Below are 2,856 nucleotides of genomic sequence, written 5' to 3' on the forward strand. Positions count from 1 at the left end.
CGGACGGCAACCCTCTCCCGTAGCGGGGTGCCCCAGGTGAGGATCGGGCCGCATGACACACCGCATGCGGCAAGTACGGCGCCACACAAACGCGCTGGACCCGCAGAGTAGGCCGCCGTAGGTGGCGCACGGGGCGCGGGTCGCGTTCAACCCGAAGGGGCACCCATGACCAAGAAGCGGATCTCCGTCAACGCCTTTGACATGACCTGCGTGGACCACCAGAGCTTCGGCCTGTGGCGTCACCCGCGGTCCAAGGCCACCGAGTACAACACCATTGAGTACTGGACCAACCTGGCCAAGACGCTGGAGAAGGGCAAGTTCGACGCGCTCTTCCTGGCCGATGTGGTGGGCATCTACGACATCTACAAGAACTCCGCCGCGCCCTCCGTGACGGACGGCGCGCAGGTTCCCGTGAACGACCCGTTCATGCAGATCTCCGCGATGGCGGCCGTGACCGAGCACCTGGGCTTCGGCGTGACGAGTGCGGTGACCTACGAGCAGCCCTACACACTGGCCCGCAAGTACGCGACCCTGGACCACCTGACCAAGGGTCGCGTGGGCTTCAACGTGGTGACCTCCTACCTGCCCTCCGCGGCGGAGAATCAGGGTCTGCCGCGCCAGATCGAGCACGATACCCGCTACGAGATCGCCGAAGAGTTCCTCGACGTCTGCTACAAACTCTGGGAAGGTTCCTGGGAGGACGGCGCCGTGGTCGAGGACCGCGAGGCCGGTATCTATGCCGATCCCCAAAAGGTGCACCCGATCCAGCACCAGGGCAAGTACTTCACCGTCCCGGGTGCCGCGCTCACCGAGCCGTCCGCGCAGCGCACCCCGCTGATCTTCCAGGCCGGTGCGTCCTCGCGCGGCCAGGCGTTCGCGGGTCGTCACGCGGAGGCCGTGTTCGTGGGCGGTTTGCGTCCGGACCTCACCCGGTTCGTCACGGACAAGATCCGGGAGCAGGCCGAGGCCCAGGGCCGCCACCGCGACGACATCAAGATCTACGCGATGCTCTCGGTGGTCGTGGCCGAGACCGAGGAGAAGGCCCAGGAGAAGTACCGGGAGTACCTCTCCTACGTGGACCTGGAGGCATCTCAGGCGATCATCGGCGGTTGGTCCGGCGTGGACCTCAGCCAGTTCGACGAGGACGAGGCCCTCAACTACGTCAAGACCGACTCCATCCAGTCCTTCCTGACCCCGTTCACGTTGCAGTCCAAGGACAAGAAGTGGACCCGCGAGGAGATCGCCAAGCACTGCGCCCTGGGTGGCATGGGTGACGTGATCGTCGGTTCGCCGGAATCCGTGGCCGATCAGCTCGAGGAATGGGTTGACGAGGGTGGCCTGGACGGCATCAACCTGGCCTACCACGTGAGCCCCGGCTCCTTCGAGGACTTCGTGGAGTACGTGGTTCCCGAGCTGCAGAAGCGCGGTCGCTACCGCACCGAGTACGAGGGCTCCACCCTGCGCGAGTCCCTCTACGGCGCCGGGCAGCCCCGGGTCATGGACAGCCACCCCGCGGCCCAGTACCGCGGCGCGTTCGCGGACAAGCCCTCCGTGGCGGACACCGCCGCTCGCGAGCTGGTGGGCTAACAACCCGTTTGACCGCGCCGCCCGGTCGCCTTTCCCGCAAAGGCGACCGGGCGGCATCGTGTCTTCCGGGCTGCGCAAAGCCCACCCGAGCCACCGCCGCCTACAGTGGGGGCTAAGTCCGCGGGACGCGGGCCGGACCCGTCGCTACGAAGGAGTGGCCATGAAGGTTTTTGCGCACAAAGAACCGGGAGCACCCGCCGAGGAACTGGAGGTGGAGCGTCCCGAGCTGGATGGCTCCGCGGTGATCGTTCGGGTGACCCATTCGGGAGTCTGCCACTCGGACGTCCATTGCCAGGACGGGTACTTCGACCTGGGGGACGCCGGCCGGTACGAACTCACCGCGGCGGGCGCGCAGTACCCGGTGGTGTTGGGGCACGAGATCGTGGGGGAAGTGGTGGCCGCGGGACCGGACGCCACGCTCACGCCCGGGGACACCAAGTTCATCGTGTTCCCGTGGATCGGTTGCGGTGACTGCCAGGCATGCTCTGAGGACCGCGAGAATTACTGCAGCCGCCGCAAGCGCAACCTGTCCGTGCAGTTACGGGGCGGGTACGCGGAAGAGGTCTACCTTCCGGATGAGCGCTACCTGGTGCCCCTCGGTGACATTGATCCTTCCTTCGGGGCCACGCTCGCGTGTTCGGGACTGACGTCCTACTCCGCCGCGAAGAAGATCATGCCGGTCCCCGCGGACGAGCCCGTGGCGGTCATCGGTGCCGGCGGCGTGGGTCTCATGACCATTGCGGTGCTCAGGGCCCTGGGACATCAGAACATCGTGGCCGTGGACATGAGCGAGGCCGCACTGGCCAACGCCACCAAGATCGGGGCCTCGGCCACCGTGACCGTGGGCGGGGAAAACCTGGTGACGGACATCGTCACGGCGGGTGGTGGCAAGATCGCCGCGGCCATCGACCTGGTCAACAACGGGGACACGTCCAACGCTGCCCTGTTCGCCATGGCCAACGGGGGGACCCTGGTCAGCGTGGGCCTGTTCGGTGGGCAGTACAAATTCCCCACGGCCCTGGCCGCGTTCAACCTCCTCAACATCCGCGGCAACTTTGTGGGCAGCCTTCCCGAGCTCAAAGAACTCGTCCAGCTCGCCCAGGACGCGGACCTCCCCGTTCCGCCCATCAAGGAGGCCCCGCTGAACGCCCAGGAGGTCAACGCCGCTCTGGACGGGTTGCGTCAGCGCACCCTGAACGGTCGCGCGGTCCTGGTGGCACCCTGATCCGACCGTGCGTCGCGGTCCTGTCCCGCGCACTGACGACGCCG

Annotated in this window: 2 protein-coding genes and 1 riboswitch; both genes read left to right on the forward strand. The window is 66.9% G+C overall.

Annotated features, from left to right (window positions below):
- A riboswitch (SAM riboswitch) is annotated at nt 1–82 on the forward strand. This riboswitch is flagged as partial in the annotation.
- Nucleotides 83–165: 83 nt separating this feature from the next.
- Nucleotides 166–1,587: an LLM class flavin-dependent oxidoreductase gene (locus Q4E95_RS12455; protein WP_303383606.1), complete on the forward strand. Its 1,422-nt coding sequence runs from the start codon at nt 166–168 to the stop codon at nt 1,585–1,587.
- Nucleotides 1,588–1,747: 160 nt separating this feature from the next.
- Nucleotides 1,748–2,812 (forward strand): alcohol dehydrogenase, encoded by a 1,065-nt coding sequence (locus tag Q4E95_RS12460; protein ID WP_303383607.1) that lies wholly within the window; start codon nt 1,748–1,750, stop codon nt 2,810–2,812.
- The last annotated feature ends 44 nt before the right edge of the window (nt 2,813–2,856 follow it).

This window comes from Kocuria sp. (assembly GCF_030536815.1).
GTDB classification, from domain to species: domain Bacteria; phylum Actinomycetota; class Actinomycetes; order Actinomycetales; family Micrococcaceae; genus Kocuria; species Kocuria gwangalliensis.

Coding starts and splice junctions, on each gene's coding strand:
- Q4E95_RS12455 (WP_303383606.1), top strand. CDS start 166: ATGACCAAGAAGCGGATCTCCGTCAACGCCTTTGACATGACCTGCGTG.
- Q4E95_RS12460 (WP_303383607.1), top strand. CDS start 1,748: ATGAAGGTTTTTGCGCACAAAGAACCGGGAGCACCCGCCGAGGAACTG.